Source organism: Arthrobacter sp. Dra40, assembly GCF_059091905.1.
In genome coordinates this window covers 177,029-200,529 of sequence record NZ_JBNHHB010000001.1, presented here as the reverse complement: position 1 = coordinate 200,529, position 23,501 = coordinate 177,029, and the positions used below count along the sequence as shown (strand labels likewise).

28 protein-coding genes are annotated in these 23,501 nt (G+C 66.5%); 19 read left to right on the top strand and 9 right to left on the bottom strand.

The genetic code is table 11. From position 1 onward, the window contains the following. The first annotated feature begins 26 nt into the window (after positions 1-26). From AC5RWT_RS01055 to AC5RWT_RS01015, 9 genes are all read left to right on the top strand, one after another. Complete coding sequence (locus tag AC5RWT_RS01055; protein WP_494078768.1) at positions 27-569, top strand: RNA polymerase sigma factor; 543 nt, start codon at positions 27-29, stop codon at positions 567-569. Next, positions 566-1,378 (top strand): hypothetical protein, encoded by an 813-nt coding sequence (locus AC5RWT_RS01050; protein WP_494078767.1) that lies wholly within the window; start codon positions 566-568, stop codon positions 1,376-1,378. The genes AC5RWT_RS01055 and AC5RWT_RS01050 overlap by 4 nt, the downstream gene beginning before the upstream one ends. Before the next feature lie 100 nt (positions 1,379-1,478). After that, positions 1,479-3,158: a DUF7800 domain-containing protein gene (locus AC5RWT_RS01045; RefSeq protein WP_494078766.1), complete on the top strand. Its 1,680-nt coding sequence runs from the start codon at positions 1,479-1,481 to the stop codon at positions 3,156-3,158. Between the two features lie 50 nt (positions 3,159-3,208). Beyond that, complete coding sequence (locus AC5RWT_RS01040) at positions 3,209-4,846, top strand: ABC-F family ATP-binding cassette domain-containing protein (protein WP_494078765.1); 1,638 nt, start codon at positions 3,209-3,211, stop codon at positions 4,844-4,846. Positions 4,847-5,615: 769 nt separating this feature from the next. Further along, positions 5,616-5,918 carry an ArsR/SmtB family transcription factor gene (locus AC5RWT_RS01035; protein ID WP_494078834.1) on the top strand — a complete coding sequence of 101 codons (303 nt, stop codon included), beginning with the start codon at positions 5,616-5,618 and terminating at the stop codon, positions 5,916-5,918. After that, positions 5,915-6,400: an SRPBCC family protein gene (locus AC5RWT_RS01030; RefSeq protein ID WP_494078764.1), complete on the top strand. Its 486-nt coding sequence runs from the start codon at positions 5,915-5,917 to the stop codon at positions 6,398-6,400. The genes AC5RWT_RS01035 and AC5RWT_RS01030 overlap by 4 nt, the downstream gene beginning before the upstream one ends. A gap of 172 nt (positions 6,401-6,572) precedes the next feature. Continuing rightward, positions 6,573-7,061: a pyridoxamine 5'-phosphate oxidase family protein gene (locus tag AC5RWT_RS01025; RefSeq protein WP_494044473.1), complete on the top strand. Its 489-nt coding sequence runs from the start codon at positions 6,573-6,575 to the stop codon at positions 7,059-7,061. A gap of 47 nt (positions 7,062-7,108) precedes the next feature. Then, positions 7,109-7,648, top strand: a complete 540-nt coding sequence (locus AC5RWT_RS01020) for a hypothetical protein (RefSeq protein WP_494044472.1) — start codon at positions 7,109-7,111, stop codon at positions 7,646-7,648. A 249-nt stretch (positions 7,649-7,897) separates the two neighbouring features. Then, positions 7,898-10,261 carry a putative bifunctional diguanylate cyclase/phosphodiesterase gene (locus tag AC5RWT_RS01015; RefSeq protein WP_494078763.1) on the top strand — a complete coding sequence of 788 codons (2,364 nt, stop codon included), beginning with the start codon at positions 7,898-7,900 and terminating at the stop codon, positions 10,259-10,261. Positions 10,262-10,283: 22 nt separating this feature from the next. Here AC5RWT_RS01015 and idi read toward each other — a convergent pair whose 3' ends face one another. Together idi and AC5RWT_RS01005 are read right to left on the bottom strand one after the other, a co-directional pair. Further along, positions 10,284-10,817: an isopentenyl-diphosphate Delta-isomerase gene (idi, locus tag AC5RWT_RS01010; RefSeq protein ID WP_494078762.1), complete on the bottom strand. Its 534-nt coding sequence runs from the start codon at positions 10,815-10,817 to the stop codon at positions 10,284-10,286. A 190-nt stretch (positions 10,818-11,007) separates the two neighbouring features. Beyond that, on the bottom strand, positions 11,008-11,502 hold the full coding sequence (locus AC5RWT_RS01005) for a winged helix-turn-helix transcriptional regulator (RefSeq protein ID WP_494044469.1): 495 nt from the start codon (positions 11,500-11,502) through the stop codon (positions 11,008-11,010). A gap of 72 nt (positions 11,503-11,574) precedes the next feature. Here AC5RWT_RS01005 and AC5RWT_RS01000 point away from each other — a divergent pair, with 72 nt between their 5' ends. The 3 genes from AC5RWT_RS01000 (at position 11,575) to AC5RWT_RS00990 (ending at position 14,294) form a co-directional block, all read left to right on the top strand. Continuing rightward, the gene (locus tag AC5RWT_RS01000) at positions 11,575-12,912 is read left to right on the top strand and encodes an MFS transporter (RefSeq protein WP_494044468.1); all 1,338 of its coding nucleotides are present in this window, start codon (positions 11,575-11,577) and stop codon (positions 12,910-12,912) included. Between the two features lie 96 nt (positions 12,913-13,008). Next, positions 13,009-13,386, top strand: coding sequence for an ArsR/SmtB family transcription factor (locus tag AC5RWT_RS00995; protein ID WP_494078761.1), 378 nt, complete (start codon positions 13,009-13,011; stop codon positions 13,384-13,386). Further along, positions 13,383-14,294: a cation diffusion facilitator family transporter gene (locus AC5RWT_RS00990; protein WP_494078760.1), complete on the top strand. Its 912-nt coding sequence runs from the start codon at positions 13,383-13,385 to the stop codon at positions 14,292-14,294. The genes AC5RWT_RS00995 and AC5RWT_RS00990 overlap by 4 nt, the downstream gene beginning before the upstream one ends. Before the next feature lie 26 nt (positions 14,295-14,320). On the opposite strand, the gene AC5RWT_RS00985 is transcribed toward AC5RWT_RS00990, so the two are convergent. Beyond that, positions 14,321-14,776, bottom strand: coding sequence for an Lrp/AsnC family transcriptional regulator (locus tag AC5RWT_RS00985; RefSeq protein ID WP_494078759.1), 456 nt, complete (start codon positions 14,774-14,776; stop codon positions 14,321-14,323). A gap of 116 nt (positions 14,777-14,892) precedes the next feature. On the opposite strand from AC5RWT_RS00985, the gene AC5RWT_RS00980 reads away from it, so the two are divergent. From AC5RWT_RS00980 to AC5RWT_RS00965, 4 genes are all read left to right on the top strand, one after another. Continuing rightward, a complete protein-coding gene (locus AC5RWT_RS00980; protein ID WP_494078758.1) occupies positions 14,893-15,516 on the top strand; it encodes a LysE family translocator in 624 nt (207 codons plus the stop codon). A gap of 429 nt (positions 15,517-15,945) precedes the next feature. Then, positions 15,946-17,370, top strand: a complete 1,425-nt coding sequence (locus tag AC5RWT_RS00975) for a trimethylamine monooxygenase (RefSeq protein ID WP_494078757.1) — start codon at positions 15,946-15,948, stop codon at positions 17,368-17,370. Between the two features lie 216 nt (positions 17,371-17,586). After that, complete coding sequence (locus AC5RWT_RS00970; protein ID WP_494078756.1) at positions 17,587-18,696, top strand: CapA family protein; 1,110 nt, start codon at positions 17,587-17,589, stop codon at positions 18,694-18,696. Positions 18,697-18,821: 125 nt separating this feature from the next. Beyond that, the gene (locus tag AC5RWT_RS00965; protein ID WP_494078755.1) at positions 18,822-19,463 is read left to right on the top strand and encodes a class I SAM-dependent methyltransferase; all 642 of its coding nucleotides are present in this window, start codon (positions 18,822-18,824) and stop codon (positions 19,461-19,463) included. A 37-nt stretch (positions 19,464-19,500) separates the two neighbouring features. Here AC5RWT_RS00965 and AC5RWT_RS00960 read toward each other — a convergent pair whose 3' ends face one another. Both AC5RWT_RS00960 and AC5RWT_RS00955 read right to left on the bottom strand, forming a co-directional pair. Then, positions 19,501-19,662, bottom strand: coding sequence for a hypothetical protein (locus AC5RWT_RS00960; protein ID WP_494078754.1), 162 nt, complete (start codon positions 19,660-19,662; stop codon positions 19,501-19,503). Positions 19,663-19,664: 2 nt separating this feature from the next. Next, on the bottom strand, positions 19,665-19,889 hold the full coding sequence (locus AC5RWT_RS00955) for a hypothetical protein (protein ID WP_494044459.1): 225 nt from the start codon (positions 19,887-19,889) through the stop codon (positions 19,665-19,667). Between the two features lie 151 nt (positions 19,890-20,040). On the opposite strand from AC5RWT_RS00955, the gene AC5RWT_RS00950 reads away from it, so the two are divergent. Next, positions 20,041-20,244, top strand: coding sequence for a YegP family protein (locus AC5RWT_RS00950; RefSeq protein WP_494078753.1), 204 nt, complete (start codon positions 20,041-20,043; stop codon positions 20,242-20,244). Positions 20,245-20,248: 4 nt separating this feature from the next. On the opposite strand, the gene AC5RWT_RS00945 is transcribed toward AC5RWT_RS00950, so the two are convergent. The 4 genes from AC5RWT_RS00945 to AC5RWT_RS00930 all read right to left on the bottom strand — a co-directional run bounded on the left by AC5RWT_RS00945 (position 20,249) and on the right by AC5RWT_RS00930 (position 22,379). After that, positions 20,249-20,797, bottom strand: a complete 549-nt coding sequence (locus tag AC5RWT_RS00945; RefSeq protein ID WP_494078752.1) for a dihydrofolate reductase family protein — start codon at positions 20,795-20,797, stop codon at positions 20,249-20,251. A gap of 54 nt (positions 20,798-20,851) precedes the next feature. After that, the gene (locus AC5RWT_RS00940; RefSeq protein ID WP_494044456.1) at positions 20,852-21,247 is read right to left on the bottom strand and encodes a hypothetical protein; all 396 of its coding nucleotides are present in this window, start codon (positions 21,245-21,247) and stop codon (positions 20,852-20,854) included. A 10-nt stretch (positions 21,248-21,257) separates the two neighbouring features. Further along, on the bottom strand, positions 21,258-21,803 hold the full coding sequence (locus AC5RWT_RS00935; protein ID WP_494078751.1) for a J domain-containing protein: 546 nt from the start codon (positions 21,801-21,803) through the stop codon (positions 21,258-21,260). 153 nt (positions 21,804-21,956) lie between these two features. Beyond that, the gene (locus tag AC5RWT_RS00930; protein ID WP_494078750.1) at positions 21,957-22,379 is read right to left on the bottom strand and encodes an Hsp20/alpha crystallin family protein; all 423 of its coding nucleotides are present in this window, start codon (positions 22,377-22,379) and stop codon (positions 21,957-21,959) included. A 115-nt stretch (positions 22,380-22,494) separates the two neighbouring features. Here AC5RWT_RS00930 and AC5RWT_RS00925 point away from each other — a divergent pair, with 115 nt between their 5' ends. Continuing rightward, positions 22,495-22,827, top strand: a complete 333-nt coding sequence (locus tag AC5RWT_RS00925; RefSeq protein ID WP_494078749.1) for a MerR family transcriptional regulator — start codon at positions 22,495-22,497, stop codon at positions 22,825-22,827. A gap of 135 nt (positions 22,828-22,962) precedes the next feature. Beyond that, complete coding sequence (locus AC5RWT_RS00920) at positions 22,963-23,478, top strand: HtaA domain-containing protein (RefSeq protein WP_494078748.1); 516 nt, start codon at positions 22,963-22,965, stop codon at positions 23,476-23,478. Positions 23,479-23,501: the final 23 nt, after the last annotated feature.

Genomic DNA, 23,501 nt, shown 5'->3' with positions numbered 1-23,501 from the left:
GTTTGAAGGACCTTAGTTTGCTTCGCATGCTCTCCGACGAAGTTGTTTCTGCAGCGCAGTCAGGACAGGGTGAGGCCTTCAGCGACATCTACGCGGCGCTGGCGCCCGGGGTCAACGGGTACCTGAAAGTGCGCGGCCTGGAGGACCATGAAGGCGCGGTGCAGGAAGTGTTCCTCGCGCTCTTCTCGCGGATCGGATCTGTGCGGGGTGGCTTCAACGGACTGCGCACGCTGGCCTTTTCCATCGCCCACGCCCGCTACGTGGACGACGTCCGGCGCCGTGCCCGCCAACCGCAGCTGTCGCCCTATGATCCCGACGCCGATCGGCGGGCGGTGGAATCGGCCGAGACGGCCCTGCTGGAGACGCTGGGCGAGAGCGACATCGGCCGCCACCTCAAAGAGCTCAAACCCGACCAACAGGAAGTGCTGCTGCTTCGCGTGGTGGCGGATCTGTCGCTGGAACAGGTCGCCGAAATCATGGGCAGGAGCACCGGCTCGATCAAGCAATTGCAGCGGCGTGCCCTGTTGAAACTGAAATCCATTGTGGAAAGGAAGGAGGCCCTGCTGTGAAACACCTTGAGATTTCCGACGACGATGCGGTCCGCCGGTTGCTGGATGAAGCTGAAGTGGCCCCTTCCGATGAGCTCGAATCCTCCCTGCTGGCACTCCGCTCTGCCGGCAAAGCCACATCGGCGCCTGAACCGTCCCCGGAGCTGATGGTCTTCATGACGACGACGACGCCGGCAAAGGCGCCGGTCATCCCGCTGCGGCGGCCCCGCCACGTTCGCGGCGCCCTGATGGTTGCGGCCGTACTGGCCGGGACCGGCCTTGGCGTCTCCGGCGTGGCGGCTGCCAACCCCGATTTCCGGACTGCAGCAGACCGGGCCGTTCAGAACGTGGTCGGTTTCTTCGCGCCGTCCGCGGCCGGTAAAGCCGAGGCGCCCGACCACGCCGAGCAAGGCGTTCCCGCCGGCATCCCCGCCGCCCCGGGCCATGAAGATCTGAACGACGGCGGCCCCAACACCGGCACCGGCTCGGATTCAGACGCCCCAGCTGATTCAGACGCAGATCCCGCCACGGACACAGCTAATTCGGAGACTCCGGGACATTCCCTGGCTCCCGGGCAGCAACCCGGAACCCCGGGCGGCAACCAATCCGTCAACAGCAATCCGAACCGGGCGGAACGCGATCCCGCCCCGCCCTTCCGCGGTCTCCTGCCGGGAGCCCCGCCACTCGACGGCACGCTGCCCGATCCGACCACGCCGGACCGGCCAAAAGACAATTCCGGCAAGGGCTTGCCGCTGGAGGACGGCAGCCTGCCCTCGCCCGATCCGGCCCGGATCCCCGAGCTGCCGGTGGCGCCGGAACCGCAACGCTAACCGGCCGGCCAGCCGCATTTTGCTCTTCCGGCACACTGCGGATAATGGCAGAGTGTCGCCCAAAGGAACACCGATTCTGTCGGAGCAGGCAGGAGGATTCATGGCTTCATCGCCGCTGGTACTCGGCCCGATGCTGCGTTATGTGGATGAGACCACGGCCAGCATCTGGGTGGAGACCCGGGAAGCCGCCCGCGTCGCCGTCGTTGTTGCGGGCCGTTCGTGGCAGGCACGGACCTTCGCCGTCCACGGCCACCACTACGCGCTGGTCGAGGTCGACGGGTTGGAGCCCGGGAGCGCCACGCCGTACCGGCTTGAGGTCGACGGCGTTCAGGCGTGGCCGGAGCCGGACTCGCCGTACCCGGCTCCCGTGATCCGCACCCTCGCACCGGGGCGTTCGCTCAGCCTGGCGTTCGGATCCTGCCGCACCAGCACCGAGCACGACGCGGCGGGCAACCGGAAACATGGCGTGGACGCGATGCGGGCCTATGCGCTGGATCGTGCAGCCGCCGGCCAAACCGGGGATGGCCCAGGGGACAACTCCGGTTGGCCGGACCTGGTCCTCTTCCTCGGTGACCAGGTCTATGCGGACTCCACCACCGAGGCGATGCAGGAGTTCATCCGGTCGCGGCGCGATATCAAGGAGCCGCCGGGTAAGGAGCTCAAAGACTTCGAGGAGTACGCCCATCTCTACATGCTGGCGTGGTCGGACGGCGCCAACCGCTGGCTGCTGTCCACCGTGCCCAGCGCCATGATCTTCGATGACCATGACATCCACGACGACTGGAACGCCTCGCTGTCCTGGCGGCTGCAGATGGAGGCAACGTCGTGGTGGCACGGCCGGATCGTTTCCGGATTGACGTCCTATTGGGTCTACCAGCACCTGGGTAATCTGTCCCCGGAGCAGCGTGCCCAGGACGAACTGTGGCAGCGGGTGGCCAACCACACGGGTGACGGCGATCTGGACCTGACCGCCGCACTGGAGTCGTTCGCTGAGCGTGCGGACCAGGACCCGGAGACCTACCGGTGGAGCTTCACGCGCGATATCGGCGGAACCCGGCTGGTGGTGGTGGACTCGCGCGCGGCCCGTGAACTGGAGCCGGAGCGGCGCGCGTTGCTGGACCAGGAGGAGATGGCCTGGCTGGACGGCCAGCTGCAGGGCGGCTTCAAGCACCTGCTGATCGGAACTTCGTTGCCTTTCCTGCTCCCCCAGGGCCTGCACCATATCGAGTCCTGGAACGAGGCGCTGAGCGAGGGAGCCTGGGGCAAACTCCCGGCTGCCGTCGGCGAGCAGCTTCGGCAGGCCGTGGACCTGGAGCACTGGGCGGCCTTCCAAGACAGCTTCCGGAAAGTGGCAGAGATGGTGCAGGAGGTGGCCGACGGCGGACGCGGCCCAGCGCCGGAGACCGTAACCTTCCTCTCGGGCGACGTCCACTTCTCCTACGTGTCCGAGGTCCAGCGGTCCTCGGGCAGCCGGATCGTCCAGGCGGTCTGCTCCCCCGTCCGCAACCCCCTGCCACGGTTCCTGCGCTACTTCACCGCCTTCATGTCCTACGGCGTGGCCGCCCCGGTCGGTGCGCTGGTGGCTCGGGGCGCCAAAGTCCCGAAACCGCCGTTCGACTGGAAGGGCCTCAAGCGTCCTTGGTTCGACAACAATCTGGCCAGCCTCGAGGATTCCGGCGATGGCCTGAGGATCCGCTGGGAAACCGGCGTGGTGGAGGACGGCGACCACTTCCACCCCCGGCTGCAAGAGGTGGCCGCAGTGACCATCGCCCCGCGCTGACCCGACCGCGATGACCCGACCCACCGCCGTCGCTCTTTAGACTGGTAGGCATGACTTCAACGCTGGTGGCCAAAGACCTCTCGGGCGGCCACGGCCACCGCGCCCTGTTCGCCAACCTGAACCTGACCGTTGCCCCCGGCGATGTGGTGGGTGTGGTCGGTGCCAATGGCGCCGGCAAAACCACACTGCTGCGCATCCTGGCCGGCGTCGATGCGCCGCTGGCCGGATCGGTGAGCACCGCGCCGTCGGATGCATTCATCGGCTGGCTGCCGCAGGAACATGAGCGGATTCCCGGCGAGACCATCGCCGCGTACATTGGCCGGCGCACCGGGGCAACGGAAGCCACCGAAGCCATGGAGTCCGCCGCCGAAGCGCTGGGCTCCGGCTCCAAGCAGGCCGACGACGCCTACGCCGCCGCACTGGACCATTGGATGGCCAGCGGCGCCGCGGACCTGGAGGACCGGATTCCGCCGGTGCTCGCCGAGCTTGGCCTGGATGTGGGCCCGGACGCCGCCATGACCAGCCTCTCCGGCGGCCAGGCCGCGCGGGCCGCTCTGGCGGCCTTGCTGCTGAGCCGGTTCGACGTGGTGCTGCTGGACGAGCCCACGAATGACCTGGACCTGGCCGGCCTCACCCGGCTGGAGTCCTTCGTCCAGGGACTGCGCGGCGGCGTGGTGCTGGTGTCCCACGACCGCGAATTCCTGGCCCGCTGCGTCACCACCGTGGTGGAACTCGATCTGGCCCAGAACAAAGTGGCGGTGTACGACGGCGGCTACGACGCCTTTTTGGAGGAGCGGGCCGTGGCCCGCCGGCACGCCCGCGAAGCCTACGACGAGTTCTCGGACAAGAAGGCGGACCTCGTGGCCCGGGCGCGCACCCAGCGCGAATGGAGCTCGCAGGGCGTCCGCAACGCCATGAAGAAGAACCCGGACAATGACAAGATTCGCCGCAGGGCCAGCACGGAATCGTCCGAGAAGCAGGGCCAGAAGGTCCGCCAGATGGAGTCCCGGATTGCCCGGCTGGACGAGGTGGAGGAGCCGCGCAAGGAGTGGCAGCTGCAGTTCAGCATCGGCGCCGCCCCGCGTTCCAGTTCCGTGGTCGCCACGCTGAACCAGGCCACCGTCCGCCGCGACGGTTTCACACTCGGCCCGGTTTCGCTGCAGGTCAACGCCGGCGAGCGCATCGGCATCACCGGCCCCAACGGCGCGGGCAAGTCCACCCTGCTGCGCCTGCTGCTGGAACATCAGGAGCCCGACGACGGCGCTGCCGCTTTGGGTGCCAGCGTCGCCATCGGCGAGATCGACCAAGCGCGCGGCCAGCTCGCGGAAGACCAGCCGCTGGGCGCCGCCTTCGAAGCGCTGGTGCCGGAGTACAGCCAGGCCGAGGTCCGCACCCTGCTGGCGAAGTTCGGGCTCAAGGCGGACCAGGTCTCCAGCGCGGTCGGCGCCCTCTCGCCCGGCGAGCGCACCCGTGCCGCCCTCGCCCTGCTGCAGGCCCGCGGGGTAAACCTGCTGGTCCTCGACGAGCCCACCAACCACCTGGACCTTCCCGCCATCGAACAGCTGGAGCAGGCGCTGGACGGCTATGACGGCACCCTGCTGTTGGTCTCCCATGACCGCCGCCTGTTGGAGAACGTCCGGCTGGACACCCGCTGGGACGTCGACGCCGGCCAGGTCACCGTCCGCTGACCGCGCTGGCCCCATGGCGGCGCTGAGGCAGCCAAGGAAAATTCCGCCGTCGTACCCCTTGACCAGTCCGCCTGACCGCACGCCTTCTGCCTGCTTCCCGCCCCCCTGAAAATTCCCCATTGTGCACCGGCAAATCCGCGCCTACCCTGATGCCAAGGGCAGGAGCTCGCCATGGAAGTCACCCTCTTGGTTATCGACGTCGTACTCGCCTTCGCCCCTTTTGTGGTGCTGGTGTTCGGCCCCGAGCGGCGGGTAGAGAGACCCGTTTCACCGCGCCGTCGCTCCGCTTCCGGCTTGGCAACTTACCGACGGGCCAGAAAGAATGCAGCCCCGGAAGTGGCCGGCCTTCCGCTCCTCCCGCCTACGACGGGTATCAGCGGAGAAACCGGAACGCCAGTGCGGCTGCGGCCAGCCCGGCGGCCCACTGGACTGAGGTTCCACGGGGCTTCCAAACGTCGCTCCCTGGGACCATGATGAGGGCTCCGCGGTGCCCGGCGGGCGGGATCGCCTCTGATTCTGCTCCAGCCATTCATATCAGGACCGCGGCTCGTCGTCGGCTGCGGGGTTGGGCCCCTATTCCGTCGTAGACGATGCAGCTCACGGTGGCCCTCCGCACGACCTATTGCCAGGACCGGGGCAGCACTCCCCTTCACCCCTTGACCACGCCTACGACGCGGAGTAGATTCCTATTCAACCGAAAGGTTGATCAAGGGAAGAGTTGAATACCGTGACAGATCGCAGCGACGAGGCACTCCTGGACCGGGCCTTCATGGCCCTGGCCGATCCGGCCCGCCGCCGCATCATCGCCCGGCTCAGCAGCGGACCGGCAACGGTCAACGAACTGGCCGAGCCCTTCGAGATCACCAAGCAGGCGGTCTCGAAGCACATCCAGGTCCTCGAGCAGGCGGAACTGGTCACCCGCACCCGGGATGCCCAGCGCCGGCCCGTCCACCTGAACGCCACACGGCTCGAAACGCTCACGGCGTGGATCGACCAGTACAGGCTGGTTCGCGAGGCGCAGTACCGCGGGCTGGATGCCGTGCTCAACCACCTATCCAAGGACAAAACATGAGCAACGCACTCAAGGTCACCGTCCCGGACGGCGTCCCGTTCATCGAGACCGAACGCGAGTTCGACTTTCCGGTCGCCGAGGTCTTCCGCGCCCACAAGGACCCGGAGCTGATCAAGCAGTGGCTGGGCCCACGGGGCATGAAGATGGACATCGACCACTACGATTTCCGCTCCGGCGGCAGCTATCGATACCTGCACACCGGCCCCGACGGGGTGCAATACGCCTTCACCGGCGTCTTCCACACGGTCCGTGAGAACGAGTTCGCCGTCCAGACCTTCGAATTTGGCGGCTATCCGGATGTTGTCAGCATCGAGTTCATGACGTTCGAGGACCTCGGCAAGGGACGCTGCAAGCTGATCGGCCACTCCGTCTACCCCACGCTCGAGGCACGCGACGGCATGGCCCAATCCGGGATGGAAGGCGGCATGAGCGAGGGCTACGAGCGGCTGGACGAGCTGCTCGCCGGCGTCCGGACCGCTTAAAAGCACGGGAAAAATCAACTCGATGAAGGGGTCGGAGCCCGCTGGCTCAGACCCCTTCGTCATGCCCTCCGTCACGCCCTTCCGCCGGGTAGTCTTCAGCATCCACCATTGGCGTCCCCGAGATTAGAAAGTATGCTGAGGATTCCCTGCACCCGACACGAAAGGTGGTTCCATGGCCAACGATGATGAAGGACGCAAGGAAGTCGCCAAGATCCTGAAGGGCGCGGACATCTGCGTCCTCACCACGGTCAATGCCAGCGGCCAGCTGTTCAGCCGCCCGTTGGCGCTGCAGGAAGCCGAGTTCGACGGCGACCTGTGGTTCGTGACGCAGGATCCCTCGCCCAAAGCCGACGAAATCCGCGGCAACCCCCACGTCAATGTTTCGGTCAGTGGCTCGGACGGTTATCTGTCCATCTCGGGCACGGCAAAGATCGTTCGCGACCAGACGAAAATTGACGACCTGTGGGGTCCCTCGCTGGAACCGTGGTTCGAGCATGGCAAGGACGACCCGGCGGTTGCGTTGATTCACGTCGAGGCGCACACAGCCGAATACTGGAGGCCGGATTCCCCCAAGGTGGTCACGCTGTTCAAGCTGGCCAAAGGAATGGTCACCGGCAAGAAAGCTGACGACGTCGGCAAGAACGACGTCGTCGACCTTTAGTGCGGTTCCTGCCGCATGGCACCCACCACACCCTCAAGGAGTCAGCAATGTCCGGAAATCTCTTGGCCCGTTCTGTGCACGACCTTACTGCCGCCGCCTGGTTCGGCGGTTCGCTCATGGGCGCCGTGGGCCTGAATGGGGCGGCCGCTGCCGCCAAGGACCCGCGCGAGCGCACCCGACTGTCCAGCGCCGGCTGGATGAAATGGGCGCCGGTTCAAACCGCTGCTTTCGCAGCACACCTCGCTTCCGGCGTGCCCTTGGTGATGGGCAACAAGGGCAGAATGCTCAAGCAGGAAGGCGTCATGCGGTACACCGTCATCAAGACGGCTGTAACCCTGGCCGGCGCGGCCGTCACCCTTTACGCCGGCATGCTGGGCAAGAAGGTGGAACGGCTGTCTGAGGAGGGAGCTCAGGGGGCCACTGAGCCCTCCCCCTCGGCGTCGCCGGAGCTGAAGTCCGCGCAGACGCAGCTCAAAGTGCTGCAGTGGACCATCCCGGCCTTCGCCGGCACGGTCATTGCGCTGGGCGCCAAGCACGGTGAGATGCAGCGGCCGACCTCCTTTCTCGGGGGCCTGATGAAGCACTGACCGAATCGGGTCAACTCCTGAAGGCCGGCCGGATCTCCGGCCGGCCTTCAGGCAGAAAACGGCCGATGATCTTCGCACTGAGTCCATTGGAGAAAAGTGGCTGCTTCCGGGGCCGTGCGACAGCCATTTTCAGCCAGAGGATGGTCAACTCGATTGGCTCGCGGTGCCGACCACTCCTTGCGGCCCCGCGAACACCAGCAACGGCGCGGAGAGTCAACGCCGATAGCGTGCGTATCACAGCTACCATTGGTGAAACGAAAGCATCAGACGGCAGAAGTGGGGGAACGGGATGCCGGCAGCATCATGACGGCCACCAAAGCGGCGTCCGCTTTGTCGTGGGCTGCCATCGCCGGCATCTCCGCCGCGGGCCTGCTGGTGCTGCTGCAGGTCCTTGCCGCCTCGTTCGTCGCGCCGCCCCGCCTCGGCCTGGTGGCCGCTGTTTCGGTGATGGTCCTGATACTGGCCTGGCACCTGCGCGTGGATACACCGCTGATGCGGCGCCAGACCACTGCGGCGATGACCGCCGTCGTGGTTGTCTGCAACGACCTGACCGCGCCACTGCACCAGACCGTGGCGGTGGTGGGAGTCGGGCTGCTGGCCACCCGGGTGGTGTTCCGGCGGTTCCGCTGGGCCGATTTGTATTGGTTCATCAGCCGCCTGCTCGCCGCCGCCCTTCTGGTGGCGGTGTTCCAAGCTGCTCTGGCTGCCGGCTTTATCTGGCCCGTGGCGCTGCTGGCCGGCTGGCTGGCCTTCTTCCTCACGGCGATTGCGGTCGAGGGTGCCTTCTCCACCTCGTCGAGACGGCGCAGCACGTTCCGCAACGGCATCGGCTGGCCGCCGGCGCTCGGCACGCTGGCCATCAACCTTCTGCTGTGCCTGGCCGGGCAGCACGCCGCCCAGCAGTTCCACCGCGAAGGCGCCCAGGCGTTCTTCCTGGTCTTCGCCTCCGTCTTGGCGCTGGCCGTGACCGGCTGGTTGCGCAACCGCGACCTGCGCCGCCGGCTTACCGGGTTGGTGGACGCCTCGCTGGAGCTGCCCTGGATCCCGGACGAGCTCGACAAAACCCTGCTCGCCGCCGCCAGCGCCTCCGTGCGGGCGGACAAGGTGGCGCTGCAGCCCGAGGCTCCGGTGGACAAGGAGATTGGCGTCCGGATGCGCCGCTGGGACGACGGCGACAACTATCTGGTGGCCTCCCGGAACGGCGAGGCCCAGTTCACCGAAGAAGACGAACAGGTGCTCGACGCGCTGGCGCACGTGGGCAGCATTATGGTCCGGCACGACGAGCTGGTGCACGAGTTACGGCTGCAGGCGGACACGGATGCCTTGACCGGGTTGGGCAACCGGCGCACCCTCTGGCACCGGCTGGCCGAAATCAATAGCGGCCGCGGGCCCGGCGAGGCCATCGCCGTCGTCTATCTTGATCTGGACGAGTTCAAGTCCGTCAACGACCAACACGGCCACGACGTGGGCGACCTGCTGCTGACCGCCACCGCGCAGCGCATCCGCTCGGAAATCCGTCAGGCAGACGTGGCCGCACGCATCGGCGGCGACGAATTCGTCGTCGTGCTCCGCGACGTTGGAACCGAGGCGGACGCCCGCGCCGCCGCCGAGCGCATTGCTGCCGCGATCGCCCGGCCGCTCACCGCCCGCGGCAGCACACTGCAGGTCCGGGCCAGCATCGGCGTGGCCTACTCCGGCCGCCCGGCGAAGGACATCGAGGAGCTGCTGCGGAACGCCGACGCCTGCATGTACGGCGCCAAGCGCCTGCAGCAGCAGTTGCGTGAGACCGCCGGCTCCGGTTTCGAAACCAGCCTGGCCGTAGCCGTGGAGCGCGGTATCCGCCGGCACCGGCTGCGGGTGGCGCTGCAGCCCATCATCGCCCTGGATCTGGACGCGATTGTGGGCTTCGAGACGCTGGCCCGCTACGAAGACGAGGAACTAGGCAACATTCCGCCGGACCAACTGGTGGTGGAAGCGAACCGGCTAGGCCTGCTGAACGAGCTGACCATCCAGGTGATCGACGGCGCGGCCGCCGCGATGGCCCGGGTGTGCGCGATCAGCGACCTGCGCTCCATCTCCATTAACGTGGAGCTGGGCCAACTCACCCCCGGATCCACGGTGGTGGATCGGCTGCGGCGGATGCGCGCCGACGGGCCGGAGCTGAACGTCATCATTGAGTTGACTGAGAACTCGCTGGACACCATGACCGAGGAGTGCCGGATCATGCTGGCACAACTTCGCAGCGAGGGCTTCAAGATCGCCGTGGACGACTTCGGCTCCGGCTACTCCTCCATGAACTCGCTGACCGAGTTCGCCTTCGACATCGTCAAGGTGGACCGCGCGCTGGTCAGCGGGCACGACGGCAGCGCCCGGAACATCGTGGTCAGCCACCTCATCGCCATGTTCACCGCGCTAAAGGCAGACGTGGTGATCGAGGGCATCGAGACCGCGGAGGCCGTGGAATGGCTGGCCGGCTGCCCGGACCTGAACGTACAGGGCTTCTACTTCGGCCGGCCGATGTGGCCGGACGAGCTCATCGCCCGCTTGGAGACCTTCGGCAAGGCTGCGCGCCCAGCGTCGGTCCGGGATTACCGCCCAGCCATGGTTGACTAACGACGGCGGAGCTCACCAAACGTCAGCCCGTCAGCTGATCCAAGGCCTGGAGTTGCAGAACGATCCAGGGGCTGAAGGCCCAAGGGGCAGCGGTTGCGGCTATCTGCAGGTCCGACGGGAGCACCCAGCGGTACTCGGCCACTTCGTCATCCCTCGGGTCGGGTTCGCCCACTGCCAGCGCGGTGTAGACCGGGCAGAACTCGTTTTCGACGATTCCGGAAGCGTCCACGGCCCGGTAGCGGAAGTCCGGCAGCACCAGCTCTAGGTCTTCGAGTTCCAGCCCCAGCTCGTAGCGCACGCGGCGCCGCACGGCGTCGGCCATGTCCTCCCCCGGAGCAGGATGTCCGCAGGCGGAGTTGGTCCACACGCCGGGCCATGTCAGTTTGCCCATGGCGCGCCGGGTGACCAACACCCGACCCTCGGCGTCGGAGATATGGCAGGAAAACGCCAGATGCAGCGGCGTCTCCCCCGTATGGACTTCGGCCTTGTCGGCGACGCCGGAGGGCTTCAGGTTCTCGTCCAGCAGTACAACCTGCTCGGCGTCGTTGATCGTCATGTCTGTCCACCAGCTGCAGGCCGCTGCTTGGAGCGCGCACAGCGGTCAATCGTCTTCATGTCCGCCATCTTACGGGCGCTGCGAACGGACCCGAAGCCGGGTTGGACCGCCTCCACCCGTTCCGGGAGCACTCCCATCGGGACTCGCCGTCGCCGACATCAGTCGCCGACATCAGTGCATTCCGCTCAGTTCACACGAGCACGCCGGCCGGTTGCAGCTTGTCCCGGGCGTTCTTCCACGGCTTCACCCACACCATCTCTTCCGGTACCAGGACTCCGCCGCAGACGCTGCAGATCTGCGCTTGGGTGGTTTCGTTGCCGCAGGCCTCGTGGATCATGCTCATGTGTCCCCCTCCGGCAGGCATCTCGGTGTGCCGTTCACCCCAGAGGGCGAGCTGCTGCAGCACCGGCAACAGTGCTGCCGCGGCCTCGGTGGCGGCGTACCCCTGACGGGCGCGGCCGCCGTCTTGGTAGTCGACGCGGACCAGTAGGCCGGCATCCACCATCGAGCGGAGCCGGCGACTGAGCACGGCCTCGGAAATGCGCAGATTCTCCCGCAGCGACTCGAACCGGCCGCGGCCATGGAGGACGTCGCGAACGATCAACAGGACCCAAGGATCACCCAAGACGTCGAGCGAGCGCCGGATCGGACACAGCTCGTCAGACCAATCGGATCGAAGCGGCATGTTGTTCCCTTCCTGTCCATTCGCCGGTTACACTTCTGCTGACAGTATAGCTTCCTTCAAGAAAGTCAGCACATGTCGCGTCCCCTGCCCGGCCCAGCCCACCCGCTCAACCGCTTCCACATCCACCCGGCATGGTGGGTGGCCGCGGTCGCGTTCTTCGCACTCCTCAGTGCGGCTGGCTTCAGAGCGGCGCCGGGTGCGCTGATGATGCCGCTGCACCACGAGTTCGGGTGGTCAACGAGTTCAATGTCGCTGGCGGTGAGCGTCAATCTCCTGCTGTACGGGTTGACCGCCCCATTCGCCGCCGCATTGATGGACCGGTTCGGGATCCGGCGCGTGGTCGCGACGGCTCTGACAATGGTGGCGTTGGGGGCCGGTGCCAGCGTATTCATGACCGCTTCGTGGCAGTTGCTGGTCTTCTGGGGGTTGCTGATCGGCTTGGGCACCGGCTCTATGGCGTTAGTGTTCGCCGCCACCATAGCCAACAGATGGTTCGTCCGGCGCCGTGGCTTGGTCATGGGCGCCCTCACCGCGGGCTCCGCGACTGGACAGCTCGTCTTCCTTCCGCCCGTGGCCGCCCTGGCCGAAGGAGTGGGGTGGCGCGCCGCGTCCCTGCTGGTTGCCGCCGCGGCGCTCATAGCTGTCCCTGCCGTCTGCCTGGTGATGCGCGATTACCCCGAAGACCGCGGCGCACTTCCCTTCGGCGCCGACCCAGCGTCATACGTACGTCCGGCACGTGCCGTCGGCGGCGCGTCCCGGCGGGCGTTCGAGGGCCTCGCCTACGCGGCCCGGCAACGCTCGTTCTGGGCTCTGGCGATTGCGTTCGCGATCTGCGGCGCAACCACGAACGGCCTCATCGGCATCCATTTCATCCCCTCCGCGCACGACCACGGCATGCCCACGACCACGGCCGCCGGCCTGCTGGCCGTCGTCGGCATTTTCGACATAGCCGGCACCGTCGCCTCCGGGTGGCTCACGGACAAGTTCGACCCTCGCAAACTCCTTGTCGCCTACTATGTGTTCCGCGGAGCCGGTCTACTGATGCTTCCCTGGCTCTTGGCGGAAGCGGTGCATCCCAGCATGATTTTGTTCATCGTGGTCTACGGCCTCGACTGGGTCGCAACCGTCCCACCCACCGCCGCGCTGTGCCGGGAGATCTTCGGCGACCGCGGCACCATAGTCTTCGGCTGGGTGTTCGCCTCACACCAGATCGGCGCTGCGGCCGCCGCGCTGGGGGCAGGCGTGATCCGCGATGTCTTCGGCACCTACACCTACGCGTGGTGGGGCGGCGCCGCCATGTGCGTCCTTGCCGCCGTCCTCTCTATCGCCGTCAAGCGCACCCGCCATCACACGCGAATTACCGCGCTGGCCGCTGACGAGAAGGAAATTATCCCAGAGCTTCGACGGTAGAGCCGAATTGCTGCGGCGTCGGCTGTTGCGCTCGCGCGCCGAATGCTCCCCCCGCGAAAAGGTGAGGATACTTCCGCCAAGCGATATCATCGCCATATGACGATACAGCGGGAGCGGACAACCGACCGGCCGGGCGATTTGGCGCCGGCGGCTGCTTTGTTCCACAGCCTGTCTGACCCCACCCGACTGACCATCTTGCAGCACCTGACCACCGGTGAGCACAAGGTTCGCGACCTGACCGAGCATCTGGGACTGGCCCAGTCCACCGTCAGCGCACATCTTGCGTGCCTGAACGACTGCGGCCTGGTCACCTCGCGCCCGGTGGGACGGGCTTCGCTGTACTCGCTAACCACCGAGCCCGAACTGCTGGCAGCCCTGTCTGCCGCGGAGCGTTTGCTGGAAGCGACGGGCTACGCCGTCGAGCTGTGCCCCACTGTTGCCGGAAGCCGTTCCGGGACGGAGGCATCCGCATGAGCGGTCACCACCATCATGCCGGACCGACCCACCGCGGCCGACTGGTCATAGCCTTCGCCATCACCGCCTCCATCCTGGTCGCGATGGTGGTCGGCGCCTTCGTGACCGGGAGCCTTGCGCTGCTGGTGGACGCTGGACACATGCTGACCGACGCCGGCGGCCTCCTGATCGCCCTGATGGCCGCGTCGCTCATGATGCGGCCGCACACGCCGCGCCGGACCTGGGGCTACCTCCGGATGGAAGTGCTGGCGGCGGGGGCGCAGGCCGCGATCCTGCTGGCGGTGGGCATCTACGCGCTGGTGGAGGGCATCCAGCGGCTGTTCGCCCCGCCGGAAGTCAACGCGGACGGCCTGCTGATTTTCGGCATCATCGGCCTGCTGGGAAATATCGCGTCCATGTTGGTGCTCAGCGCCGGCCGGAATGCCAACCTCAACCTGCGGGCGGCCTTCCTCGAAGTGGTCAATGATGCCCTCGGCTCGGTGGCCGTGATCGCCAGCGCCGTCGTCATCGCCGCCACCGGGTGGACCCAGGCGGATGCCTTGGCCGCCATGCTGATCGCGCTGCTGATTGTGCCGCGGACCATCAAGATCCTGCGGGAAGCCGGCAGCATCCTGCTGGAAACCGCGCCGAAGGGCCTCGATTTGGAGGACGTCCGCCAGCACATCCTGGAAGTGCCACACGTACTGGCCGTGCACGACCTGCACGCGTCGCGGATCTCCTCCAACATCCCGGTACTTAGCGCGCATGTGGTGATCGAGGATTCCTGCTTCGTGGACGGCCACGCCCCTCAGGTCCTGGACCAGCTCCAGCAGTGCGTCGCCGAGCACTTCGTGGTCAGCGTGGAGCACTCCACATTCCAGCTGGAGCCCGCCGGACATCTGGAACACGAGCACCCGGCCCACGACTAATCGGGACTGCCGGCACCGGTTGCCCGCTACGGGATGGGCACCGTGCCGATCGGGCCGAAGCGCTTCATCACCATGGTCGAAGTGAGCCGCTGGACGCCGGGCAGGCCGCCGAGCGCGGTGTCATAGAGCACTTGGTAGGCGGCCAGATCGTGCGTCAGAACCCGCAGCATGTAGTCGATCTCGCCGAACAGCCGTTGGGCGTCGACGATGTTGGGCACCGCGGTGACGGCCGCCTCAAAGGCGGCGATGGTCTCCAGATCGGTCCGTCCCAAAGTCACGAAGAGAATTGCCTCAAAGTGGAGCCCAACGGCTTCCGGGGAAACGACGGCGCGGTAGCGTTCGATCGCTCCCGACTGTTCGAGGTCCTTCAGCCTCCGATGGCACGAGGAGAGGCTGAGCCCCACCCTGTTGGCGAGGTCGGTGGCACTCATCCGCCCGTCTTCTTGGAGTAGTGAAAGAATCTCCCGACTTAATGCATCCACGCCGGTAATTGTTCCACAAAAACCGGCATCTCGGCAGGAGAAGCGCAGAACATTTCACCTGTTTCGGCGTAGCATTTACGGCTGTTGGGAAAGGTCGCAGGGAAAGAAGTAGCTCCATGGATATGTCGCTGGTCCTCCAGTTTTGGGTGGTGGCGCTGCTGCTAGCGCTCACACCGGGGGCGGACTGGGCGTACGCCATCGGCGCTGGCCTGCGGGCACCCTCGGTAGCCCCGTCGGTTCTGGGAATGGCGTTCGGCTATGCGGTGGTGGTCTGCATCATCGCCGTTGGAGCGGGCGCCTTGGTCACCCAGTACCCGATGTCGCTCACCGTGCTGACCATCGCCGGCTCGGCCTACTTGATCTATTTGGGCGTGAACACTCTCGTCAGCAAGGCCGGGCAGGTTACCGCCAGCGACGCTCCCCTCGGGCATGCCCCGGCCGCCCAGTTTTTCCGCGGCGCCGGCGTCAGCGGGATCAACCCCAAGGGACTGCTCCTGCTGCTGGCGCTGCTGCCGCAGTTCACCTCGCCCGCCGGCTGGCCTTCGGCAGCGCAGATGCTCTTCCTGGGCGGACTGCATGTGGTCAACTGCCTCTACATCTACTTCGCCGTCGCGCTGCTGGCCCGTCGCATCCTGCGCTCACAGCCCCGCGCCAGTGCCATCGTCGCCCGCGCCTCCGGCGTGATCATGGTGCTAATCGGGCTGGGCATATTGGTGGAAAAGGCAGCCGAACTGCTCTGAAGCGGTCGCACAAACCACGCAGTAGCGGCGACGTCGCACCACTGCAAAAACCCCGCCGCAGTAGCTGACTCCGTGCAGGATTGGCGCCGCCAGCACGCGCCGGTCCGGGAGCACTGACAGCACTGTTGAGGAGCGCTTAATCGCGGCGGTATTTTGACTTAATCTCGCTTAGGTGTTGACATGGACGGCAGGCCTACCGGTGTTATTGGATCTTCGGTGGGCCGCTCCGAATCGCTCGTGCAGGCCCCCTCGCCTGCCCGCGGACACGGTGCCCGTCTCCCTCTCGGGATTGATTGCTCAGGGCCCGGCGCGTCTCTCGCGCCGCCAGTGTTATACCGCCGCGCACCATGCGCCTTGCACCGCCACCGGTGCGCCGATACGGCCGTTCTGTGGATTCGGAGCGTCGAACCTGACGGACAGATCCACTGGATGAGGAGATGCATTTATATGCGAGTCGGAATCATTGGCGCAGGACCCAGCGGCATGGCACAGTTGCGCGCGTTCGAATCAGCCCGGCAAAAGGGAGCCGAAATCCCGGACATTGTGTGCTTTGAGAAGCAGTCCGATTGGGGCGGACAGTGGAACAGCAGCTGGCGCACCGGTCTGGATGCCTCCGGCGAGCCCGTGCACAGCAGCATGTACCGGCACCTGTGGTCCAACGGCCCCAAGGAGTGCCTGGAGTTCAGCGACTACACCTTCGACGAGCACTTCGGCCGTCCCATTTCGTCCTTCCCGCCGCGCGAAGTCCTGTTCGACTACATTGCCGGGCGGGTCCAGAAGTCCGACGTCCGCAAGTACGTCCGGTTCAACACCGTGGCCCGCTGGGTCGACTACAACGAAGACAGCCAGGAGTTCACGGTCACGGTTGAGGACCTCGCAGCGCAGCGAACCGAAACCCATGTGTTCGACAAGCTCGTGGTCTCCACCGGACACTTCTCCTACCCGAACGTTCCGGCGTTCGACGGTATCAACAGCTTCCCCGGCGAAGTCCTCCACGCCCACGACTTCCGCGGCGCCGAGCGGTTCGCCGGCAAGGACCTGCTGCTGATCGGCAGCAGCTACTCCGCCGAGGACATCGGCATGCAGGCCCACAAGATGGGCGCCAAGTCCGTCACCTTCAGCTACCGCAGCGGCCCGATGGGCTTCGACTGGCCGGAGTCCGCCGTCGAACGCCCGCTGGTAACCCGCTTCGAGGGCCGGACCGCGCACTTCAGCGACGGCACCACCGGTGAGTTCGACGCCGTGATCCTCTGCACCGGCTACCTGCACAAGTACCCGTTCCTGCCCACCGACCTGTCGCTGCAGTCACCGAACCTGCTCTATCCGGGCAACCTCTACAAGGGCGTGGTCTGGCAGCAGAACACCAACCTGTTCTACCTGGGCGCGCAGGACCAGTACTACACCTTCAACATGTTCGACGCGCAGGCATGGTTCGCCCGCGACGTGATGCTGGGCCGGATCGAGCTGCCCTCGCTCGAGGAGCGCGAAGCGGACATCCAGTCCTGGCTGGACCGCCAGGCCGCGCTGCCCGACCACAACGCCGAGGCCGATTTCCAGACCGACTACCTGCGCGAACTGATCGCGCTGACGGACTACCCCGAGTTCGATCTGGACACCGTCTCCGCCCTGTTCAAGCAGTGGATGAAGGACAAGGAAGAGAACATCCTCGGCTACCGGGACGGCATTCACCGTTCCGTCATGACCGGCACCATGGCCGCGCGGCACCACACCCGCTGGATCAACGCGATGGATGACAGCTTGGCCCGCTACCTCCACGGCCCCTCCGAAAACATGGACACCGGAGCCCTGGCTGCCCTGACCGGAGACGCCGAGCAGGCCACCTCCCGGCGGTAGAGCCAACCTCGCACCGCGTACGACGGCGGGTGGCACGGGAGCGCTGCCTCCCTCGCCACCCGCCGTCGTCACCACGGCTGTCCGCAGTTTCGCGTCCGGTCACCCGCCGCCGTCGCCACGAGCACCCGGGACAATCCGCACCCAGCTTCCCCTTGCTGTCAGCGGCCGTCCTCGCAGGGCTACAGTGGAGCCAGCCGTCAGAATCGAGTGGCAGCGATGGCTTCCAGCACGATCACCCTGTTCCTGGCCGGCGACGTGATGACCGGCCGAGGCGTGGACCAAATCCTGCCGCATCCCGGCCCGGCCAAGCTGCGCGAAGGTTACATACGCGACGCCCACGACTACGTGGCTCTGGCCGAAGCAGCCAACGGCCACATCCCCCAACCGGCGGACCCGGCCTGGCCCTGGGGCGATGCGCTGGCGATCATCGGCGAGGCCGGCCCGGATGTGCGCGTGGTCAACCTCGAAACCAGCGTCACCGGCGACGGCCGCTTCGCCCCGGACAAGGGCATCCACTACCGCATGCATCCGGACAACATCGGCTGCCTCACCGCCGCCGGTCTGGACGTCTGCGTGCTGGCCAACAACCATGTGCTGGACTTCGGCGTTGCCGGCCTGACCGAGACCGTGGAGGCGTTGCACGCCGCCGGCCTCCGCACCGCCGGCGCAGGCCGCAATGCCGCGCAGGCCTGGCAGCCCGCGCAGGTGGACACCGGTCACGGGCGGGTGCTGGTGTTCTCCGCAGGGCTGGCGTCCAGCGGCATTTCGCCTGCGAACGCCGCCGGCCCGCACCGTCCCGGGCTGGCCTTCCTGCCGGATCTGTCCGGAGACACCGCCGCACGGTTCGTTGGCCATGTCCAGGCAATCAAACGCGACGGCGATCTGGCCGTGGCCTCGCTGCACTGGGGCACCAACTGGGGCTACGAAGTTCCCAGCGGGCACGTCCGCTTCGCCCGCTGGCTGGTCGACGGCGGGGTCGATGTGGTGCACGGGCACTCGTCCCACCATCCGCGCCCGCTCGAGATTTACCGCGGCAGGCCCATCCTCTACGGCTGCGGCGACCTGATCAACGACTATGAGGGAATCGGCGGCTACCAGCAGTTCCGCGACGACCTGCGGCTGCTCTACTTCGCCACGCTTGACGCCCACTCCCGGAACCTGCTCGAGCTGCGCCTGGTGCCGGTACGGGCCCGGCGGCTGCGCCTGGAACGGGCTGCCGCGGACGACGGCGAGTGGCTCCGTCGCGTCCTCGGTGACGCCAGCGCCGGGTTCGGCACCCGGATCAGCATGGTCGGCGACGGCTGCCTGGCCGCCGGATTGCCGTAAGGCCGGCCCTCACCCCTCCCCCGCAGACCACACACACCGGTCCCCGGTCACGATCCCGCGCACTCGTCCGCTGCGGTACCGTGGTGCGCAGGTTGCCCTTCCCGAACGAGGACAGGACCACGCCCATGGGACTGAGAAGCGCGCTGTTCGCGGCGCAGTATGACGCAGCCATGCGCCACGCCGAGCATGAGGAACTCGCCAAGCGCCGTGCAACGCTGCTGTCCGGCTTGGGCGGGATGGTGTACGACGTCGGTGCCGGCACCGGAGCGAACCTGCGGCACTTCCCGCCGTCCTCCCAAGTGACGGCGGTGGAACCCGATCCGAACATGCGCAAGCGGCTGCAGGCCAATCTTGGGTCGGCCGCCGGCAACGTCCGAGTGGTGGATGCCGGCGCCGAAGCGCTGCCGGCCGACGACGCCAGCGTGGACGCCGTCGTCTTCACCCTGGTGCTCTGCAGCGTCCCCGACCAGGCCGCAGCCCTCGCCGAAAGCAAGCGCGTGCTCAAGCCAGACGGAAAGCTGCTGTTCCTGGAGCATGTCCGCGGCACCGGAACGCACGCCACGTTCCAGGACATGCTGCGGCCCGTGTGGTCCTTCGCGGCGCAGGGCTGCCAGCTCAACCGGAACACCGTAGCCGCCATCTCGGCCGCAGGGTTCAACGTGACCGTGCGGGACGAGTTTGCGGTGGGGCCGGCGTGGCTTCCCGTGAACCCGATGGTGATGGGCACGGCAACGCCGGCCATGGGCACGGCAACGCCCGAAGGCTGAAGCGCCTCCGGGCGGGTGGAACCGTGCCATGTGCCGGTCAGTAACCGTAGCCGCCGGATTCCTTGGCGTTCTCCGCCGCGGCCTTGCCGTCTACCTCCGTGGAATCCGGGCCGGCCCCCGACTGCGGAGGATCCGGCTGCTCTTGCTTGTCCTCGTCGGCCTCCGGCTCTCGGGGCTCTTCGTCGTTTCCGGTGGTCATGTTTATCCGAATCCTCCCAGCTTGTCCTTCAGTCCGCCGAGCTTCTCCCCCAGGCCGCCGGGCAGTTTGCTGAGCAAGGCGTCGACGTCGATGCCCAGGCTGGACAACAGGCCCGAGTCCCTCTCCGTGTCCACCTTCTCGGGCAGTTCGGAATCGGCCTTGGCGGCTTGGTCCTGGTTGCCCTGCTGTTTGAGGATGTCGATAATCTGCTGCTTGTCGATCTGCATGGTGTTCTCCGATCCACGTTGATTGTCAGCGCACTTTCCACTCTCCTCACTCGGCCAAAGTGTGGCAAGCCCCGAGACGTGGCCGGTTCCCGGTGGCATACTGTTTGGACGCCACAGTGCCGTGGCTGCCCCGGGGACAGGAGCCCAAGATATGGCTGGACATTTCGAAGTGATTGATGCGCCCGACGGCGGATACCGGGTCAGGATGCTGGACGCCGACGGAGCGCTCATGGCCGTATCGGTGACCTTTCCGTCCATCCGGGCCGCCAGGAAAGGCATCGAACTCGCCCGCGAAATCGCCGGCACCGGGCGCGTGATCGACCGGTCGAGCGCCGCCGAGCAGTCTGACTCTTAGCTGGCTACCTTCTCGGCTCGTACCGCATCGCCACTGCCCCCGAGCCGAACTCCAGCCGGCTCACGAGCTTCAAATCGACCGGCTTCGATAGTCCGGCGAACAACGTCGGACCGTGGCCCGCGAGCCTGGGATGCACCACGAACTCGTACTCATCGATCAGCCCCAGCTCGGCCAGCGCTTGCGGGAGCCTCACGCCTCCTACGAATAGTCCTTTGCCCTGCTCCTGCTTGAGCTGCCGGACGGCCGTGGCCAGATCCCCGCGCACGAGTTCCGCGTTCCAATCGACCTGCTCCAGAGTGCTGGACACGACGTACTTCTTCGCCGCGTTGATCGTCTGGGCGAAGGGTTCCATCCACTCCGGCCTCGCTCCCGTCTGCGTCTGCGGCCGCCACGCCGCCTCCATCATTTCGTAGGTCACCCGGCCAAAGAGTAGGGCATCGGCCTGCTCGAGGTTCCCTACGTGGTGACGATGCAAGTCTTCGTCCGCGGGGATTACGCGGTGATCGCAGCACCCGTCCACAGTGACGTTGATGGAGTATCGAAGCGGCCGCATCCCGCAAGAGTACCGCCGAGCCGCTGGCAGCGGACCCCTCGGTCCGCGGCGCCGTTAGGTGCGGCCGCTTTCCGGGCCGAAGAGGAACTCCTCCGCGTGGGCCACGGCTTTCTTGAACGAGTCGTTGCGCAGTTCCAGCTGTTCGGGTCCGCCCTTCAGGCTCTCCGTGTACTCGGTGAACCCCGGGCGCAGCACCCAGATCCCGCCGGCCGGCGGCAGGTAGAAGACGGCGAAGGACCGGTGTTCGGAGTCGTCTTCCCAGACCGGGACCACTGCTGCGGCCGCTCCGGTGTCCACGTTGATCCACTGGGCCCGAGGCCGCGGCTGGCCCTCCTCGAAAACGCTGGGGTCTAGGAACGGAGCAGTTCCCGGCCCCCACCGCTCCTCGAACCGTTCGTGGAACACCGGAAACAGGTGATGGTCGTAGCGGCGCCAACTGGTAGCAGGCATTTATCCTCCTTCAACGGTCAAAAACGATCCAACGGCCGTAGGCCCATGAGGACGACGGCGGCCGCTCACCCAATCGGACTGCGTCTGGCGGGATGGGGTCATCGAACCCCAGGTAGACCGGGCGGCCGGAGGGAACGGGAGGGCTGGGGTGCGGACGCCGCTGCGCCCCCGGTCGTGTGGGCTCGCCCGCCCCGGGTTCGCCGCGTCGTTCGCGATCGGCGGGCTTCGGCTCTCCGGGCTCCGCGGCCCCGGGCGCGCCGGACTCCCCGGGCTCGTTGTGATGCCGGACCTTTGGGCGCCGGGAGCTGTGCCGGTCGTAGTCCGCGCGCCGCTCGGCGTCGCCCAGCACCATGTAAGCGTGCAGGATGGCCGCCGTCGTCCGTCCCTCCGTGTCCGTCCCCGCGCTGGTCTCCGTTTCGCTCGGAGCCGCTCCGCCGCCGTCGGGGTTGAGGTCCGGATGATGGCTGCGGAGCAGGGCCCGGTAGGCGCGGCGAATATCCCCGCTGCTGGCGTCCGGGGCGACCTGCAGAACGGCATAGAGATCGGACTCGTTCACGTTCACCCTCCTTCCGGCCCATCGTGGCGCGGTAAAAGCTCCGAGGATCTGCGGATCAAACAGTTGCAAGCGGCGCGGCAAGCAGTGCTATGAAAGCGGCGCGGCCGGCGGCTCCGCCGCGGAGGGACGGAGCCGCCGGCCCGGCCTGACGGATCAGGCGTCGATCATCTGCTTCCCCTCACCGCCGCTGATCTCGATCTTGCGCGGCTTGGCCTGCTCGCGGATGGGGATCCGCAGGGCCAGAACGCCGGCCTCGTAACTGGCCGTGACGTTGTCCGTATCCAGCGTGTCACCCAGGATCAGCTGGCGGCTAAACGTCCCAGCCGCCCGTTCGGCAGCCACGACGTCCTTGCCGTCGTCGATCTTGGACTTGCGCTCCGCGCCAATCGTGAGGACGTTCCGTTCCACGTCGAGGTCGATGGTGGACGGATCGACGCCGGGCAGATCCAGCTCGACCACGAACTCATCGCCCTCGCGCCACGCGTCCATCGGCATGGCAGCAGGCCGTGCCTGGTTTCCGAAGACCTGCTGGGTCAAGCGGTCCAGCTCACGGAACGGATCAGTTCGCATCAACATTGCAGCAGCCTCCTTAGTCTTATTCTCTTGTTGCCCGCTCAGTTAATCTGTTCCTTTGGGCACAGATATTATGACTCCGTACTAGAATGTTTTCAAGTCCGAAGTGGGAGGAATTTTGGCGGCAGAGAACAAGCAGCCCAGGGCGGACCAAGGGGTGTACGGCATCTCCGTGGTCAGCGACCTGGTGGGCGTGGGCGAGCAGACCCTGCGCCTCTATGAGCGGCGCGGACTGGTAGAACCGGAGCGGACCGAAGGCGGCACCCGCCGGTACAGCCGGGACGACGTGGACCGACTCCGCCGCATCGGCGAACTGGTGGACGACGGCGTGAATCTGGCCGGCGTGGGCAAGGTGCTGGCGCTCGAAGAGGACAACGCCGCGCTGCAGCGCCAACTCCAGGCGGGCAAGAAGCGCGCTGCCCGCAAAGAGCAGCAGGCGCAGGGCCAGTAAACCCGGCCTGGCCGCGTCATCGGCCGGAGAGGCAGAAGCACTGCGGGCCAACTCCTTCATTACTAGAAGGCGCGGCTACGTCGTCTCCCATAGACTCTGGACGAAACCAAGCAATCCCAAGACAGGACTCTCTACGTGACTACCGACCCTGCAGCTCATGCCCATTTGCCTCCCAGCGGCTTGACGTGGGGCATCAAACGGAGCTTCATCCGGTACATCTCCGGCCTGCCTGACGCCGCCGTGTCCGCTACAGAAGGAGCAACGATCGTCGAGTCGAGCCTCTTCAATTTCCTTCCTGACGGCGGTGCTTTCAACGGCGAGGCGGGCACCGGCGCCTTGCGCTTCCGCGGCGATGTCAGGATGACAGGTCATTCCGGGATGATGTTCGTCCAGATCCTCGACCCTTGGCTTGAGTTCACCGCCAAGGGCGCAATCCTCTCCACTCTCGCGAGCAATGAAGACGGAACCGGGAAACAACGCGTGACCTTGGGAACCCTGCAGCCGGGTGCGCCTGAGCAAGTCGGCGGGGCCTTCGTCTGGCAGGGTGTCAACGTCGCCCTCTCCCCCCAGAGCGCGGAACTCTTCAATGGGCAGTATCCGGCAGGACAGTCGATGGATCCGCTCTTCGTGAAGGTTGAGTCCCAGTCATAGCTTTGTCGTATAGGTGAGCCCCT

Excerpts from the sequence above, each read along its gene's own strand:
- AC5RWT_RS01055 (WP_494078768.1), top strand. The coding sequence starts at position 27 with ATGCTCTCCGACGAAGTTGTTTCTGCAGCGCAGTCAGGACAGGGTGAG.
- AC5RWT_RS01045 (WP_494078766.1), top strand. The coding sequence starts at position 1,479 with ATGGCTTCATCGCCGCTGGTACTCGGCCCGATGCTGCGTTATGTGGAT.
- AC5RWT_RS01040 (WP_494078765.1), top strand. The coding sequence starts at position 3,209 with ATGACTTCAACGCTGGTGGCCAAAGACCTCTCGGGCGGCCACGGCCAC.
- AC5RWT_RS01035 (WP_494078834.1), top strand. The coding sequence starts at position 5,616 with ATGGCCCTGGCCGATCCGGCCCGCCGCCGCATCATCGCCCGGCTCAGC.
- AC5RWT_RS01030 (WP_494078764.1), top strand. The coding sequence starts at position 5,915 with ATGAGCAACGCACTCAAGGTCACCGTCCCGGACGGCGTCCCGTTCATC.
- AC5RWT_RS01025 (WP_494044473.1), top strand. The coding sequence starts at position 6,573 with ATGGCCAACGATGATGAAGGACGCAAGGAAGTCGCCAAGATCCTGAAG.
- AC5RWT_RS01020 (WP_494044472.1), top strand. The coding sequence starts at position 7,109 with ATGTCCGGAAATCTCTTGGCCCGTTCTGTGCACGACCTTACTGCCGCC.
- idi (WP_494078762.1), bottom strand. The coding sequence starts at position 10,817 with ATGACGATCAACGACGCCGAGCAGGTTGTACTGCTGGACGAGAACCTG.
- AC5RWT_RS01005 (WP_494044469.1), bottom strand. The coding sequence starts at position 11,502 with ATGCCGCTTCGATCCGATTGGTCTGACGAGCTGTGTCCGATCCGGCGC.
- AC5RWT_RS01000 (WP_494044468.1), top strand. The coding sequence starts at position 11,575 with ATGTCGCGTCCCCTGCCCGGCCCAGCCCACCCGCTCAACCGCTTCCAC.
- AC5RWT_RS00995 (WP_494078761.1), top strand. The coding sequence starts at position 13,009 with ATGACGATACAGCGGGAGCGGACAACCGACCGGCCGGGCGATTTGGCG.
- AC5RWT_RS00990 (WP_494078760.1), top strand. The coding sequence starts at position 13,383 with ATGAGCGGTCACCACCATCATGCCGGACCGACCCACCGCGGCCGACTG.
- AC5RWT_RS00980 (WP_494078758.1), top strand. The coding sequence starts at position 14,893 with ATGGATATGTCGCTGGTCCTCCAGTTTTGGGTGGTGGCGCTGCTGCTA.
- AC5RWT_RS00975 (WP_494078757.1), top strand. The coding sequence starts at position 15,946 with ATGAGGAGATGCATTTATATGCGAGTCGGAATCATTGGCGCAGGACCC.
- AC5RWT_RS00970 (WP_494078756.1), top strand. The coding sequence starts at position 17,587 with ATGGCTTCCAGCACGATCACCCTGTTCCTGGCCGGCGACGTGATGACC.
- AC5RWT_RS00965 (WP_494078755.1), top strand. The coding sequence starts at position 18,822 with ATGGGACTGAGAAGCGCGCTGTTCGCGGCGCAGTATGACGCAGCCATG.
- AC5RWT_RS00960 (WP_494078754.1), bottom strand. The coding sequence starts at position 19,662 with ATGACCACCGGAAACGACGAAGAGCCCCGAGAGCCGGAGGCCGACGAG.
- AC5RWT_RS00955 (WP_494044459.1), bottom strand. The coding sequence starts at position 19,889 with ATGCAGATCGACAAGCAGCAGATTATCGACATCCTCAAACAGCAGGGC.
- AC5RWT_RS00950 (WP_494078753.1), top strand. The coding sequence starts at position 20,041 with ATGGCTGGACATTTCGAAGTGATTGATGCGCCCGACGGCGGATACCGG.
- AC5RWT_RS00945 (WP_494078752.1), bottom strand. The coding sequence starts at position 20,797 with ATGCGGCCGCTTCGATACTCCATCAACGTCACTGTGGACGGGTGCTGC.
- AC5RWT_RS00940 (WP_494044456.1), bottom strand. The coding sequence starts at position 21,247 with ATGCCTGCTACCAGTTGGCGCCGCTACGACCATCACCTGTTTCCGGTG.
- AC5RWT_RS00930 (WP_494078750.1), bottom strand. The coding sequence starts at position 22,379 with ATGTTGATGCGAACTGATCCGTTCCGTGAGCTGGACCGCTTGACCCAG.